Below are 13,575 nucleotides of genomic sequence, written 5' to 3'. Positions count from 1 at the left end.
GTGGGTGCCCGCACCAAGGCCCGCAAGCGGGCCCTCGACGTCCTCTTCGAGGCGGAGCAGCGCCGCCTCGACCCGCTGACGCTGCTCGCCGACCGGATCGCCCAGCCCGGCACCGAGGCGGCGCTGCCGCAGTACTCGGTCGACCTCGTCGAGGGCGTGGTCGCGCACCGCGACCGCATCGACGAGATCATCGCGACCCACTCGCACGGCTGGACGATCGAGCGGATGCCCGCGGTCGACCGCGAGCTGCTGCGGATCGGCGCCTGGGAGATCCTGTTCAACGACGACGTGCCCGACGCGGTCGCCGTGGACGAGGCCGTCGAGCTCGCGCGCGACCTGTCGACCGACGAGTCGCCCGGGTTCGTCAACGGCCTGCTCGGCCGGGTCGTGGACCTGAAGCCGACGCTGCTGGCCTGACGTCCCGCGCACGCCCCGGACGGCCCCTGCTCCCTCGTGGAGCGGGGGCCGTCGGCGTCCCGGCGGCGTGGCGGTGCTCACGTGGACACGACCGGCCGCGCCCGGACGGGCCCTGTAGGGTGCCCGGGACAGGCAATTCCTTTAACACCGTCCCGTGAGGCGGGGAAGGAGACGGCCCGGATGACTTCCGGTACCCCCGTGCCCGACGACGCAGCGGCTGCCCACGGCAGCACCGTCGTCCTGGGCGAGCAGGACGTGGCCCGCGCGCTGACGCGCATCGCCCACGAGATCCTCGAGCGCAACAAGGGCGGCGACGACCTCGTCGTCCTCGGCATCCCGACGCGCGGCGTCCCGCTGGCGCGCCGCCTGGCGGAGCGGCTGGCCGCGGTGGAGCCCGGCCTCGTGGCCGAGCACCTGGTCGGCAGCCTCGACGTCACGATGTACCGCGACGACCTGGCGCAGCACCCGACCCGCACGATCGGCGCGACGAGCGTCCCGGCGGGCGGCATCGACGGCAAGGTCGTCGTGCTGGTGGACGACGTGCTGTTCTCCGGCCGGACCATCCGTGCCGCGCTGGACGCCCTGAACGACCTGGGCCGCCCGCGGGCGGTGCAGCTGGCCGCCCTGGTGGACCGGGGGCACCGCGAGCTGCCGATCCGCGCGGACTTCGTGGGCAAGAACCTGCCGACGTCGACCGCCGAGCGGGTGCGCGTGCTGCTGGCGGAGACCGATGGCCGGACCGCGGTGCTGATCGAGGGGGCCGCGCGATGAGGCACCTGCTCTCCACGGCCGACCTGGACCGCGCGGCGGCGATCCGTGTCCTGGACACCGCGAGCCAGATGGCCGCGACCCAGGGCCGGCAGATCAAGAAGCTGCCGACGCTGCGCGGCCGCACGGTCGTCAACCTGTTCTTCGAGGACTCGACCCGCACGCGCATCTCCTTCGAGACCGCGGCGAAGCGGCTGAGCGCGGACGTCATCAACTTCTCCGCCAAGGGCTCGAGCGTGTCCAAGGGCGAGTCGCTCAAGGACACCGCGCTGACGTTGCAGGCGATGGGCGCGGACGCGATCGTCATCCGGCACCAGGCCTCGGGCGCACCGCACACGCTGGCGCACGCGGGCTGGACCGACGCGGGTGTGGTGAACGCGGGCGACGGGATGCACCAGCACCCGACGCAGGCCCTGCTGGACGCGTTCACGATCCGTCGGCACCTCGTGGGCGACGCGACGAACCCGGACGGCGTCGGCCGCGACCTCGCGGGCCTGCACGTGGCGATCGTCGGGGACGTGCTGCACAGCCGGGTCGCGCGGTCGAACGTCGACCTGCTGCACACGCTCGGCGCGCGGGTCACGCTGGTGGCGCCGCCGACGCTGCTGCCCGTGGGCGTCGGCCCGTGGCCGGCGGCGGTGTCCTACCGGCTGGACGACGTCCTCGCCCAGGGCCCGGACGCGGTGATGATGCTCCGTGTGCAGCGCGAGCGGATGTCGACGGCGGGCGGCGGGTTCTTCCCGAGCCCGCTGGAGTACACCCGGCTGTACGGCCTGGACGCGCGGCGCCTGGCCACGCTGCCGGCGCACGCGATCGTGCTGCACCCCGGCCCGATGAACCGCGGCCTGGAGATCTCCGCGGACGCCGCCGACTCGCCGCGCGCGGTGATCGTCGAGCAGGTCGCGAACGGCGTCGCGGTCCGGATGGCGGTGCTGTACCTGCTGCTGGCCGGCGACGGCGACACCGGGGCGCCACCGGCGACCGGCGCCGTCCCGACCATCGTCCCGACCCCCGAGGTGAGCACCCGATGACCACGCAGTACCTGCTGAAGGACGTCGCCCCGCTGGGCGGCGCGCGTACGGACGTCCTGGTCGCGGGCGGCGTCGTCGCGGCGATCGGTGCCGAGGCCGGCGACGCGGCGGAGAACGCCCCGGACGACCTGCACGTGATCGACGCGACCGGGATGGTGCTGCTGCCCGGCCTGGTCGACCTGCACACCCACCTGCGCGAGCCGGGCCGGGAGGACGCGGAGACCGTCGCGTCGGGCACGCGCGCCGCCGCGGCGGGCGGGTTCACCGCCGTGCACGCGATGGCGAACACCACGCCGACGCAGGACACCGCGGGCGTCGTCGAGCAGGTCTGGCGGCTCGGGCAGGCCGCGGGCTGGGTCGACGTGCACCCGGTCGGCGCGGTCAGCGTCGGCCTGGCGGGGGAGCACCTCGCCGAGCTGGGCGCGATGGCCGACTCCGCCGCCCGCGTGCGGGTGTTCAGCGACGACGGCAAGTGCGTGCACGACCCGGTGCTGATGCGCCGCGCCCTGGAGTACACGAAGGCGTTCGACGGCGTGGTCGCGCAGCACGCGCAGGAGCCCCGCCTGACCGAGAACGCCCAGATGCACGAGGGCGTCGTGTCCGCGGAGATCGGCCTGGCGGGGTGGCCCGCCGTGGCCGAGGAGGCGATCATCGCCCGCGACGTGCTGCTCGCCGAGCACGTCGGGTCCCGGCTGCACGTCTGCCACCTGTCGACGGCCGGCTCGGTCGAGATCATCCGGTGGGCGAAGTCCCGGGGCATCGACGTCACCGCCGAGGTCACCCCGCACCACCTCGTGCTCACCGACGACGAGGCCCGCGGCTACGACCCGGTGTTCAAGGTCAACCCGCCACTGCGCACCCAGGGCGACGTCGACGCGGTCCGCGCGGGCCTGGCGGACGGGACGATCGACATCGTCGCGACCGACCACGCCCCGCACACCCGCGAGGACAAGGACTGCGAGTGGGCCGCCGCCGCGTTCGGCATGACCGGGCTGGAGACCGCCCTGTCGGTGGTGCAGCTGACGATGGTCGACACCGGCCGGATGACCTGGGCGGACGTCGCCCGGGTGCTGTCCGAGACGCCCGCGCGGATCGGCCGGGTCGCGGACCAGGGCCGCCCGCTCGCGGTGGGGGAGCCGGCCAACCTCGTGCTGGTCGACCCCGACGCGCGCCGGGTGGTCGTCCCCGAGCAGCAGGCGACCGCGTCGGCGAACTCGCCGCTGCGGGGCCGCGAGCTGCCCGGCCGGGTCGTCGCGACGTTCCTGCGCGGCCGCGCCACGGTGCTCGACGGCGTCCCGCAGGACGACCCGGAGCGCGCGGGCTTCGCCGCCGGGCGGGTGACGCCCTGATGCCGCCCTGGCTCTCGGTCACCCTCATGTCGGTGCTCGCCGTCGTCGCGCTGTCCGCGATGGCCGTCGGGTGGCGGCACCGCGTCCGCGCCACCGCGGACGTCCCGGCGCCCCCGGCGGTCCCCGCGGAGGACGCCCTCGGCGCGGCGCGCACCGCGGAGCTGGCGGCGACCTACGTGTCCACCACCCGGGCCGGCGACTGGCTGGACCGGGTCGGGGCCCACGGCCTCGGTGTCCGGTCGGCCGCCACGGTGCAGGTCCGCGACGCGGGCGTGGTCGTGCGACGACGAGGGGCGCCGGACGTGTTCGTCCCGCGCGGCTCGCTGCGCGCGGTCGGCACCTCCGGCGGCATGGCCGGCAAGGTCGTCGGCGGCGAGGGGCTGGTGGTGCTCACCTGGGCGCCGGACCCCGCCACCGACGCGCGCGGCCTCGACACCGGCCTGCGGCTGCGGCACGCCCACGAGGCGGACGCGCTGCGCACGGCCACCACAGACCTGATCGGCACGACGCCCGCCTCGGCGGGTGCGGAGGAGAACTCATGACGGACGCACTGCTCGTGCTCGAGGACGGGCGGACCTTCGCCGGCGAGGCCTACGGGGCCACCGGCCGGACGTGGGGCGAGATCGTCTTCAACACCGGGATGACCGGCTACCAGGAGACGCTCACCGACCCGAGCTACCACCAGCAGATCGTGGTGATGACGGCGCCGCACATCGGCAACACCGGCGTCAACGACGAGGACCCGGAGTCGGGGCGGATCTGGGTGTCCGGCTACGTGGTGCGCGACCCCGCGCGCCGGGCGTCGAACTGGCGCAGCGAGCGCAGCCTGGACGAGGAGCTGGTGGCGCAGGGCGTCGTCGGCATCTCCGGCATCGACACCCGCGCGCTCACGCGGCACCTGCGGGAGCGCGGCGTGATGCGTGCCGCGATCGTGTCCGGCGAGGCGCTGCTGGACGCCGCGGGCCGCCCCCGCGCGGTCGAGGACCTGGTCACCGAGGTGCGCGAGCGCCCGCAGATGGCCGGCGCCGACCTGGCCGGCGAGGTCTCCACCGACACCGCCTACGTCGTGCCCGCGCTGGGCCCCGACGGCGAGCCGCTGGCCGAGCCGGTCGCGCGGGTCGCCGCGGTCGACCTAGGCATCAAGGCGATGACCCCGCACCGGATGGCGGAGCGCGGCATCGAGGTGCACGTCCTGCCCGCGCAGTCGTCCATCGAGGACGTGCTCGCCACGGCGCCCGACGGCGTGTTCTTCTCCAACGGCCCCGGCGACCCCGGCGCCGCGACGCACGAGGTCGAGCTGCTCCGCGAGGTGCTGGACCGCCGGATCCCGTTCTTCGGCATCTGCTACGGCAACCAGATCCTCGGCCGCGCGCTCGGCTACGGGACCTACAAGCTCGGCTACGGGCACCGCGGCGTGAACCAGCCGGTGCTCGACCGCGCCACCGGCCGCGTCGAGATCACCGCGCACAACCACGGGTTCGCCGTGGACGCCCCGCTGGACGAGGTCTCGACCGCGCCGCACGACGGCGGTCGCTACGGCCGCGTCACGGTGTCGCACGTCGACCTGAACGACGACGTGGTGGAGGGCCTCGCGGCGCTCGACCTGCCCGCGTTCTCCGTGCAGTACCACCCGGAGGCCGCGGCCGGCCCGCACGACGCCGCCTACCTGTTCGACCGGTTCCTGGACCTGATGCGCGACCCCGCCGCGGGTGCTGCCGCCGCGGGCCAGGCCACCGACGTCACCTCGACCACGAAGGGCGCCTGATGCCTCGCCGCACCGACATCCACTCCGTCCTCGTCATCGGGTCCGGCCCGATCGTCATCGGCCAGGCCGCGGAGTTCGACTACTCCGGCACCCAGGCGTGCCGCGTGCTGAAGGAGGAGGGCCTGCGGGTCGTCCTCGTGAACTCCAACCCGGCCACGATCATGACCGACCCGGAGTTCGCCGACGCGACCTACGTCGAGCCGATCACGACCGAGGTGCTGACCTCGATCATCGCCAAGGAGCGCCCCGACGCGATCCTGCCGACCCTCGGCGGCCAGACCGCCCTGAACGCGGCCATCGCCCTGGACGAGGCCGGCGTCCTCGAGGAGTACGGCGTCGAGCTGATCGGCGCGAACATCCCCGCCATCCAGAAGGGCGAGGACCGCGAGCAGTTCAAGCAGGTCGTCGAGGTCTGCGGCGGCGAGTCCGCGCGGTCCGCGATCGTGCACACCCTCGACGACGCCCTCACGGCGGTCGAGGACCTGGGCTACCCGGTCGTCGTGCGCCCGTCGTTCACGATGGGCGGGCTCGGCTCCGGCATCGCCTACGACGAGAAGGACCTGCACCGCATCGTCGGCCAGGGCCTGCACTACTCGCCGACCACGGAGGTGCTCCTAGAGGAGTCGATCCTCGGCTGGAAGGAGTACGAGCTCGAGCTGATGCGCGACAAGCACGACAACGTCGTGGTGGTCTGCTCCATCGAGAACGTCGACCCCGTGGGGGTGCACACCGGCGACTCGGTGACCGTCGCCCCGGCGCTGACGCTGACCGACCGCGAGTACCAGCGGATGCGGGACATCGGCATCGCGGTCATCCGCGAGGTCGGCGTCGACACCGGCGGCTGCAACATCCAGTTCGCGGTGCACCCCGACACCGGCCGGATCATCGTCATCGAGATGAACCCCCGCGTGTCGCGGTCCTCGGCGCTGGCGTCGAAGGCCACGGGCTTCCCGATCGCGAAGATCGCGGCCCGTCTGGCCGTCGGCTACACCCTGGACGAGATCCCCAACGACATCACCGGGTCCACCCCGGCGTCGTTCGAGCCCACCCTCGACTACGTCGTGGTGAAGGTGCCCCGGTTCGCGTTCGAGAAGTTCCCGGCCGCCGACCCGACCCTCACCACCACGATGAAGTCCGTCGGCGAGGCGATGGCGATGGGCCGCAACTTCACCGAGGCGCTCGGCAAGGCCATGCGGTCCATCGACCGCAAGGGCACGACGTTCCACTGGGACGGCGACGCGGCCGCCGGCGAGGAGCTCGACGCGCTCGTCGCCTCGATCTCGGTGCCGACCGAGCACCGCCTGGTCGACGTGCAGCAGGTGCTCCGCGCCGGCGTGTCCGTCGACGAGGTGTACGCGCGCACCGGGATCGACCCCTGGTTCCTCGACCAGCTCGCGCTGATCAACGAGGTCGCCGCCGAGACCGCCGCCGCCCCCGAGCTGACCCGCGCGGTGCTGCTGCGCGCCAAGCGCCACGGCCTGTCCGACGTGCAGGTCGCGCAGCTGCGCGGCATCGCCGAGGACGTCGCGCGCCAGGTGCGGCAGGCCCTCGGGGTGCGCCCGGTCTACAAGACCGTCGACACCTGCGCCGCCGAGTTCGCCGCCCGGACGCCCTACCACTACTCGTCCTACGACGAGGAGACCGAGGTCGCCCCGCGCGAGCGGCCCGCGGTGCTGATCCTGGGCTCCGGCCCGAACCGCATCGGCCAGGGCATCGAGTTCGACTACTCCTGCGTGCACGCGACGCTGGCGCTCAAGGGCGAGTTCGAGACGGTCATGGTCAACTGCAACCCCGAGACCGTCTCGACGGACTACGACACCGCGGACCGGCTGTACTTCGAGCCGCTGACCTTCGAGGACGTCCTCGAGGTCTACGAGGCCGAGAAGGCCGCCGGGCCCGTCGCCGGCATCATCGTGCAGCTCGGCGGGCAGACCCCGCTGTCGCTCGCGCAGCGGCTCGAGGACGCCGGCCTGCCGATCCTCGGCACCCCGCCGGCCGCCATCGACGCCGCCGAGGACCGCGGCGCGTTCGGTGCGGTGCTCGCCGCCGCCGGGCTGCCCGCGCCGGCGTTCGGCACCGCCACCACGCTGCCCGTCGCGCGGGAGACCGCCGCCCGCATCGGCTACCCGGTCCTGGTCCGCCCGTCCTACGTGCTGGGCGGGCGCGGCATGGAGATCGTCTACTCGGACGACCAGCTCACCGAGTACGTCGAGCGCGCGCTGGCCGACGCGTCCGCGCGCGGCGGCTCCCTCCCGCCGCTGCTGATCGACCGGTTCCTGGACGACGCCATCGAGATCGACGTCGACGCGCTGTACGACGGCACCGAGCTGTTCCTCGGCGGCGTGATGGAGCACATCGAGGAGGCCGGCATCCACTCCGGCGACTCGGCCTGCGTGCTGCCGCCGGTCAGCCTGTCGGAGTCCGAGCTGCAGCGGATCCGGGTCTCCACCGAGGCGATCGCCGCCGGGGTCGGGGTCCGCGGGCTGCTGAACATCCAGTTCGCGCTGGTGTCCGACGTGCTCTACGTCCTCGAGGCCAACCCGCGGGCGTCGCGCACCGTGCCGTTCGTGTCCAAGGCCACCGGCGTCCCGCTGGCCAAGGCGGCGGCGCTCATCATGACCGGCCGCTCGATCGCGGACCTGCGCGCCTCGGGCGTGCTGCCCGAGGACGACGCGAGCGTCATCGACCTCGACGCGCCGATCGCCGTCAAGGAGGCCGTGCTGCCGTTCAAGCGGTTCCGCACCGCCGACGGCACCGTGGTCGACACCGTGCTCGGCCCGGAGATGCGCTCCACCGGCGAGGTCATGGGCTTCGACACCGACTTCCCGACGGCGTTCGCGAAGTCCCAGTCCGCGGCGTTCGGCGGGCTGCCGACGTCCGGCCGGGTGTTCATCTCCGTCGCGGACCGGGACAAGCGGTCCATCGTGTTCCCGGTCAAGCGGCTCGCGGAGCTGGGCTTCGAGATCCTCGCGACCGAGGGCACCGCGACCGTGCTCAAGCGCAACGGCATCACCTCGACGGTCGTGCGGAAGTTCAGCCGCGGCCGCGGGCCGGCGGGGGAGCCGACGATCGTCGACCTCATCTCGGCCGGCGAGGTCGACATGGTGGTCAACACCCCGTCCGGCCAGGGCGCCCGCGCCGACGGCTACGAGATCCGCGCGGCGACGACGGCGGCCGACAAGGCCATCGTGACGACCGTGCAGCAGCTCGGGGCCGCGGTGCAGGGCATCGAGGCGGCGCTGGCCGGTCCGTTCGGGGTCGCGAGCCTGCAGGAGCACGACGCGGCCACCGCGACGCGCCGGGCGGCGACCACGCAGCGCCGCGCGGCGACGGCGGCGGGCACGGCGGTGGGCGCGTGACGGGCACCCCGGTCCCGTTCGGCGCGCGCCTCGGCGCGGCGATGGCCGAGCACGGCCCGCTGTGCGTCGGCATCGACCCCCACGTGTCCCTGCTGGACGCGTGGGGGCTGCCCGACGACGCCGAGGGGCTGCGCCGGTTCGCGCTGACGGTCATGGAGGCCGTCGGGGGGCAGGTCGCGGCCGTCAAGCCGCAGGCCGCGTTCTTCGAGCGCCACGGCTCCGCTGGCCTCGCGGTGCTGGAGGAGGTCGTCGCCGCGGGCCGGGACACCGGCACGCTGGTGGTCGTGGACGCCAAGCGCGGCGACATCGGCTCCACGATGGGCGCCTACGCCGACGCGTACCTGCGCGACGGGTCGCCGCTCGCCGGGGACGCGCTGACGGTGTCGCCGTACCTCGGGTTCGGGTCGCTGGCCCCGGCGGTCGACGCCGCGCTGGCGACCGGGCGCGGGCTGTTCGTGCTCGCGCTCACCTCGAACCCCGAGGGCGCGGCCGTCCAGCACGCGCGGGACGCCGAGGGCGTCGCCGTCGCGGACCGGGTGGCACGGGAGGCCGGTGCGGTGAACGCCGCCGAGCTCGCGCGCACCGGGGGAGCCGGGCTCGGGTCCGTCGGCCTCGTCGTCGGCGCCACCACCGGCGACGCGGCAGTCCGCCTCGGCGTGGACCTGGCGGCCGTGCGCGGCCCGCTGCTGGCCCCCGGCGTCGGCGCGCAGGGGGCCGGCCCCGCGGAGCTCGCCGCCGTCTTCGGCCACGCCCGGCACGCGGTCCTCGCGTCCTCCTCGCGCGGCGTCCTCGCGGCGGGCCCGACCCGGTCCGCGCTCCGCGCGTCGGCGCACCAGGCGGCCGACGCCGCGGCCCACGCCCTGCGCTGACCCCACCTCACCCACCCCACCCCCACCCCGGGAATCCGCGAGGGCGCACGAGACACTGCGAGGGCGTACTCCCCGGAGTGCGCCCTCGCGGTGTCTCGTACGCCCTCGGCGAGGGGGTGCGGACAGGTGGGTGCGGGACGACACGCTGGTGGAACGTGCCGGACGGGCCATCCCGTGCCATCCTCGGGAGATGGGGTCCTCCCCGGCCGGCGCAACGTCGCGCCGGACCCGCGGACACCTGGGAAGTTCAAATGTCCTGCCTCCTGACAGTGATGAGAAGGTGACTCACGTGGCACTTCCGACTCTCACCCCCGAGCAGCGAGCAGCAGCCCTCGAGAAGGCTGCCGCCGCCCGCCAGGCCCGTGCTGAGGTCAAGAACCGCCTGAAGTACTCGCAGGGCACGCTGTCCGAGGTGATCGCCCAGGGCCAGAAGGACGAGACCATCGGCAAGCTCAAGGTGCTCGCCCTGCTCGAGTCCCTCCCGGGAGTGGGTAAGGTCAAGGCGCGCCAGATCATCTCCGAGATCGGCATCTCGGAGACCCGCCGGGTGCGCGGCCTCGGCCCGCACCAGGTGAAGGCGCTCATCGACCGGTTCGGGTGAGCCGGCCGCACGCACCGTCCCCCGCACGCTGAGGGGCGCACGACTCCAGGAGCACCAGACCGCATGACGACGCCGCGCGCCCGGTTGACCGTCCTCGCCGGACCGACCGCCGTCGGCAAGGGCACCGTGTCCGCCGACCTCCGAGCCCGGTACCCGCAGGTCTGGCTGTCCGTGTCGGCGACGACACGACCGCCGCGCCCCGGCGAGGTCGACGGGGTGCACTACCACTTCGTCACCCCGGAGCAGTTCGATGCGATGGCCGCCTCGGGCGAGCTCCTGGAGTGGGCCGTGGTGCACGGCAGGAACCGCTACGGGACCCCCCGGCGGCCGGTCGAGGAGCGACTCGCCGCCGGGGAGCCCGCGCTGCTCGAGATCGACCTCCAGGGAGCCCGGCAGGTCCGGACGACCATGCCCGAGGCGCAGTTCGTCTTCCTCGCGCCGCCGTCGATGGACGAGCTCGTGCGTCGGCTCGTCGGCCGCGGCACCGAGGACGAGGAGGAGCGCGCACGCCGGCTCCGGACCGCCGAGGTCGAGCTCGCGGCCGAGCCCGAGTTCGACCACACCGTGGTCAACGACGACGTCCGGCGCGCCACGGACGAGCTCGTCGCCCTGATGGGCCTGCCCGTCGCGGTAGACTGAGCGACAGACCTGCGTCCACCCCCCTCCGACCACCGGGAGCCACTGTGTCCGGAACCATCGCCGAGCCCATCGGCATCACCGACCCGCCGATCGACCGCCTGCTCGAGCGCGCCGACTCCAAGTACGCGCTCGTGATCTACTCCGCCAAGCGCGCCCGGCAGATCAACGCCTACTACTCGCAGCTCAACGAGGGCCTGCTCGAGTACGTCGGCCCGCTGGTGGAGACCCGCCCGCAGGAGAAGCCGCTGTCCATCGCGATGCGCGAGATCGACGCGGGCCTGCTGACGGTCACCGCGAACGAGGCCTGAGACCGGTCGACCCGTGCGCGTCGTCCTCGGCGTGGCCGGCGGCATCGCCGCGTACAAGGCCGCGCACGTCCTGCGCCTGCTGACCGAGGCGGGGCACGACGTCCGCGTCATGCCCACCCGGGCCGCGCTGGAGTTCGTCGGGCGCGCGACCTGGGAGGCGCTGTCGGGCCACCCGGTCACGCCCGAGGTGTTCGAGGACGTCCCCGAGGTCGCGCACGTGCGGCTCGGCCGGCAGGCGGACCTCGTGGTCGTCGCCCCGGCCACCGCCGACCTGCTGGCCCGGGCGGCGTCGGGGCGCGCGGACGACCTGCTCGCGGCCACGCTGCTCACGGCCACGTGCCCGGTGCTCATGGCGCCCGCGATGCACACCGAGATGTGGCAGCACCCCGCGACGCGGGCCAACGTCGCGACGCTGCGCGAGCGCGGCGTGCACGTGCTGGACCCGGACTCGGGCCGGCTCACGGGCGCCGACACCGGCCCCGGGCGGCTGCCCGAGCCCGACGCGATCGCCGCCGCCGCGCTCGCCCTCGTGGACCGGGAGGGCAAGCCGCGCACCCAGGACCTGGCGGGCCGGTCGGTCGTCGTCTCGGCCGGGGGCACGCGCGAGCCGCTGGACCCGGTGCGGTTCCTCGGCAACCGGTCCTCGGGCCGGCAGGGCGTGGCGCTGGCCCGGACCGCCCTCGCCCGGGGCGCGCGGGTGACGCTGGTCGCCGCCAACCTCACGGTGCCGCCGCCCGCCGGGGTGCGCGTGCTGCCGGTGGAGACGACCGCGGAGCTGCGCGACGCCGTCCGCGGTGCCGCCTCCGACGCCGACGTCGTGGTGATGGCCGCCGCGGTCGCCGACTTCCGGCCCGCGGTCGACGCGGAGCACAAGATCAAGAAGGACCCGGGCGGTGCCGTGCCGCCGCTCGCGCTGGTGCAGAACCCCGACGTGCTGGCCGAGCTGGTCCGCGACCCCGTGCGGCCCGGGCAGGTCGTGGTCGGGTTCGCCGCGGAGACCGGGGACGCCGACGGCGACGTGCTCGCCCACGGCCGGGCGAAGGCCGTCCGCAAGGGCGCCGACCTGCTGGCCGTCAACGCGGTCGGGGGCGGGCGCGGGTTCGGCGCCACGGAGAACGCCGTCACCGTGCTGGATGCGCAGGGGGAGACGGTCGTCACGGTCGCGGGGTCGAAGGACGAGGTCGCGGACGGGCTGTGGGACGCCGTCGTGTCGCGGCTGACGGACCAGCAGGTCGACCCCGGTAGCCTGGGCTCATGACCCATGCCGAGCTGCGCCTCTTCACGTCCGAGTCGGTGACCGAGGGGCACCCCGACAAGGTCTGCGACCAGATCTCCGACGCGATCCTGGACGCGATCCTCGAGCAGGACCCGTCCGCCCGTGTGGCGGTCGAGACGATGGTGACCACGGGCCTGGTGCACGTCGCCGGCGAGGTCACGACCAGCGCGTACGTCGAGATCCCGCAGATCGTCCGGCAGGTCGTCAAGGCCATCGGGTACACGTCGTCCGACATCGGCTTCGACGGCGACTCCTGCGGCGTCTCGGTGTCGATCGGCCAGCAGTCGCCGGACATCGCGCAGGGCGTCGACAAGGCCTGGGAGTCCCGTCAGGACGCCGAGGACCACGACCCGCTGGACGCCCAGGGCGCCGGCGACCAGGGCCTGATGTTCGGCTACGCGTCGGACGACACCGAGAGCCTGCTGCCGCTGCCGATCTGGCTGTCGCACCGCCTCGCGGAGCGGCTCGCGCTGGTGCGCAAGGAGGGGATCATCCCCGACCTGCGCCCCGACGGGAAGACGCAGGTCACCGTGGCGTACGACGGCGAGCGCGCGGTGAAGCTCGACACCGTGGTGCTGTCCACGCAGCACGGCCCGGGCGTGCAGCTCGAGACCGAGCTCGCCCCGGCGATCGCGGAGCACGTCGTCGCCCCGGTACTGGCGGAGGCCGGGCTCGACCTCGACACCAGCGACTACCGGCTCCTGGTCAACCCGACCGGTCAGTTCGTCGTCGGCGGTCCCCAGGGCGACGCCGGCCTGACCGGCCGCAAGATCATCGTCGACACCTACGGCGGCATGGCGCGCCACGGCGGCGGCGCGTTCTCCGGCAAGGACCCGTCGAAGGTCGACCGCTCCGCCGCGTACGCGATGCGCTGGGTGGCCAAGAACGTCGTCGCCGCGGGCCTGGCGCGCCGCTGCGAGGTCCAGGTCGCGTACGCGATCGGCAAGGCGCACCCCGTGGGCCTGTACGTCGAGACGTTCGGCACCGAGACCGTGCCGGTCGACCGCCTGACCGCCGCGATCCGCGAGGTGTTCGACCTGCGACCCGCCGCGATCATCCGCGACCTCGACCTGCTGCGTCCGATCTACCGGGCGACGGCCGCCTACGGCCACTTCGGTCGCGATCTGCCCGACTTCACCTGGGAGCGCACCGACCGCGTCGACGCCCTGCGCGCCGCGCTGTCCTGACCGGCC

At 74.2% G+C, this 13,575-nt stretch carries 13 protein-coding genes; all 13 read left to right on the top strand.

Features of this window, described 5'->3' with window-relative positions; all coding sequences use genetic code 11:
- Window positions 1-417 (top strand): transcription antitermination factor NusB, encoded by a 417-nt coding sequence (nusB, locus tag AC1VL8_RS14905; protein ID WP_389229327.1) that lies wholly within the window; start codon window positions 1-3, stop codon window positions 415-417.
- Between the two features lie 180 nt (window positions 418-597).
- A complete protein-coding gene (pyrR, locus tag AC1VL8_RS14900; protein ID WP_483075715.1) occupies window positions 598-1,188 on the top strand; it encodes a bifunctional pyr operon transcriptional regulator/uracil phosphoribosyltransferase PyrR in 591 nt (196 codons plus the stop codon).
- A complete protein-coding gene (locus AC1VL8_RS14895; protein ID WP_483075714.1) occupies window positions 1,185-2,216 on the top strand; it encodes an aspartate carbamoyltransferase catalytic subunit in 1,032 nt (343 codons plus the stop codon). Before pyrR ends, AC1VL8_RS14895 begins: the two co-directional genes overlap by 4 nt.
- Window positions 2,213-3,565: a dihydroorotase gene (locus AC1VL8_RS14890; protein WP_483075713.1), complete on the top strand. Its 1,353-nt coding sequence runs from the start codon at window positions 2,213-2,215 to the stop codon at window positions 3,563-3,565. The genes AC1VL8_RS14895 and AC1VL8_RS14890 overlap by 4 nt, the downstream gene beginning before the upstream one ends.
- A complete protein-coding gene (locus AC1VL8_RS14885; RefSeq protein WP_389229315.1) occupies window positions 3,565-4,107 on the top strand; it encodes a PH-like domain-containing protein in 543 nt (180 codons plus the stop codon). Before AC1VL8_RS14890 ends, AC1VL8_RS14885 begins: the two co-directional genes overlap by 1 nt.
- On the top strand, window positions 4,104-5,330 hold the full coding sequence (gene carA, locus AC1VL8_RS14880; RefSeq protein WP_483075712.1) for a glutamine-hydrolyzing carbamoyl-phosphate synthase small subunit: 1,227 nt from the start codon (window positions 4,104-4,106) through the stop codon (window positions 5,328-5,330). Before AC1VL8_RS14885 ends, carA begins: the two co-directional genes overlap by 4 nt.
- Window positions 5,330-8,689 (top strand): carbamoyl-phosphate synthase large subunit, encoded by a 3,360-nt coding sequence (gene carB / locus AC1VL8_RS14875; RefSeq protein ID WP_483075711.1) that lies wholly within the window; start codon window positions 5,330-5,332, stop codon window positions 8,687-8,689. Before carA ends, carB begins: the two co-directional genes overlap by 1 nt.
- On the top strand, window positions 8,686-9,558 hold the full coding sequence (gene pyrF, locus AC1VL8_RS14870) for an orotidine-5'-phosphate decarboxylase (protein ID WP_483075710.1): 873 nt from the start codon (window positions 8,686-8,688) through the stop codon (window positions 9,556-9,558). The genes carB and pyrF overlap by 4 nt, the downstream gene beginning before the upstream one ends.
- 289 nt (window positions 9,559-9,847) lie before the next feature.
- Complete coding sequence (mihF, locus tag AC1VL8_RS14865; RefSeq protein WP_389229306.1) at window positions 9,848-10,159, top strand: integration host factor, actinobacterial type; 312 nt, start codon at window positions 9,848-9,850, stop codon at window positions 10,157-10,159.
- Window positions 10,160-10,222: 63 nt separating this feature from the next.
- Window positions 10,223-10,798, top strand: a complete 576-nt coding sequence (gene gmk, locus AC1VL8_RS14860; protein WP_483075709.1) for a guanylate kinase — start codon at window positions 10,223-10,225, stop codon at window positions 10,796-10,798.
- 44 nt (window positions 10,799-10,842) lie between these two features.
- Entirely contained in the window at window positions 10,843-11,106 is a 264-nt protein-coding gene (gene rpoZ, locus AC1VL8_RS14855) for a DNA-directed RNA polymerase subunit omega (RefSeq protein ID WP_389229300.1), read from the top strand.
- A gap of 13 nt (window positions 11,107-11,119) precedes the next feature.
- Window positions 11,120-12,364: a bifunctional phosphopantothenoylcysteine decarboxylase/phosphopantothenate--cysteine ligase CoaBC gene (gene coaBC, locus AC1VL8_RS14850; RefSeq protein WP_483075708.1), complete on the top strand. Its 1,245-nt coding sequence runs from the start codon at window positions 11,120-11,122 to the stop codon at window positions 12,362-12,364.
- Window positions 12,361-13,569, top strand: a complete 1,209-nt coding sequence (metK, locus tag AC1VL8_RS14845; protein ID WP_483075707.1) for a methionine adenosyltransferase — start codon at window positions 12,361-12,363, stop codon at window positions 13,567-13,569. Before coaBC ends, metK begins: the two co-directional genes overlap by 4 nt.
- Window positions 13,570-13,575 lie beyond the last annotated feature (6 nt).

The sequence above is a fragment of the Cellulomonas sp. KU4C genome (assembly GCF_056868065.1).
Note: the sequence above shows the minus strand (reverse complement) of the source record. Positions and strands in the feature narration are given on the sequence as shown.